Origin of the sequence: Sphaerochaeta sp. S2, assembly GCF_016406725.1 — a bacterium.
In the GTDB taxonomy this organism is placed as follows: Bacteria; Spirochaetota; Spirochaetia; order Sphaerochaetales; family Sphaerochaetaceae; genus Sphaerochaeta.
On the sequence record NZ_JAEKNT010000148.1, the window covers coordinates 1 to 1,449 of the forward strand.

General features: G+C 50.5%; 1 protein-coding gene and 1 pseudogene. Both read right to left on the reverse strand.

Translation table 11 applies throughout. From position 1 onward, the window contains the following. The coding region (locus JF818_RS03915; protein WP_198890674.1) for a polyprenyl synthetase family protein at positions 1-633 on the reverse strand (633 nt) is incomplete at its 3' end. A 6-nt stretch (positions 634-639) separates the two neighbouring features. Continuing rightward, a pseudogene (locus JF818_RS03920) lies at positions 640-1,449 on the reverse strand (pyridine nucleotide-disulfide oxidoreductase); the annotation flags it as partial.

Consider the following 1,449-nt stretch of genomic DNA (forward strand, 5'->3'; position numbering starts at 1 on the left):
GATCTGGAAAGCCATTCCCATGCAATAGCCGATATGATGGGCAAGTTTACTGGTTGCATCATCGATTTCCTGCAATGCCGCTCCGCTGTAACAGCTGAGAGCAAACAGACTAGCGGTCTTACCCCCAATACGGCGCAGGTAGGTACTTCGGTCAATGAAGAAGTCCCCCTGTCCAGCATCCTGGTCAAGTTCACTTTCGCAAAGTCGCGTTAAGGCACGTGATACAACCTGACTATCCATCCCTCGCTCTTTCCCACTGGTAAGCATCAATGCACGTGCCAAGAGAAAATCTCCTGCCAGCACGGCCTGCTTTGCTCCAACCTTGGCAAAGACCGAGGCTCTTCCCCGTCGTTTTTGTGCACCGTCGATGATATCATCATGCACCAAAGATGCAAGATGGATGAGCTCTATGACCGAGCCCACCCTGATTGCATCCTCACTGCGATCCTCATCGCCGATCATGCTGGTGATGAGGACCAAGGCAGGCCGAAGCATCTTACCGGTGCTGTTCACATGGTCTTCCAGGATAGGCCTGATAAAACCATGTGCTGTAGCAACGGTTTGTTCAATGGTGTTGCGGACTACCTGAAGTTGTGCTTGGATGTGAGGCTCATCGTCCCAAAACTCTGACATGATTGCCTACTTCCTGCCCAACTTTCTTTCCATTTGCTTCTTCGTGAATTCAGGTTCATCGAGATAGAAATAGGTTTTCTTTGCGAGTGGGGTCTTGTTCCAAAGCTTCTTGATATAGGGCATAACCCAGTAATCCAATCCGAAAGCCTTTCCAGCTCCCCCGAGCATAACAATGGATACTGCCATATACCAAAGAATCTCTTTGCCTGCCAGAGCTCCGATGAGGAACATGACAGAGAGTCCAAGCGAGACAATGGCTGCTGGGAACGTAAAGAGACCGGCAAGGAACAACAGTCCAATACCCAGCTCTGCGAGGACGATCATAATCTGGAAGAAGTAGGGAGCCTGTGCCACGAAGGTGTCGTTTATCCAGGTGAAGATGGCAAGAGGCTCAGAAAGAAGAGGTGGTGCAAACTGTTCAACTGCACCAGCAGCTGTATCTCCTACCGCTTGGCTTGCAGAGGCTACTGTCTCAACCGCTGCCTGACTAGCTGATGCTACCGTTTCAACCGCTGCCTGACTAGCTGATGCTACGGTCTCAACAGCTCCCTGGCTTGCAGAGGCCCAGCTGTCAACTGATTCTGCCCCAGCTGGAGCACCCCAGTATACCTTCGATCCAGTGGTGTCGGTGAGCCATCCTTTGTTGATTTTCCCGATGCCTTCAATAAGCCACATAACACCCAGATACATTCTCAGGAATACAGTCCAGTAGGAGGGAACTTTATAGGTAGCCATTCCACCAATCAGTGAACGTCTGTCCTTGACCTCGAGAATCTCATGTTTGATATAGCCCCATATTGCGTTGACTCCACATAC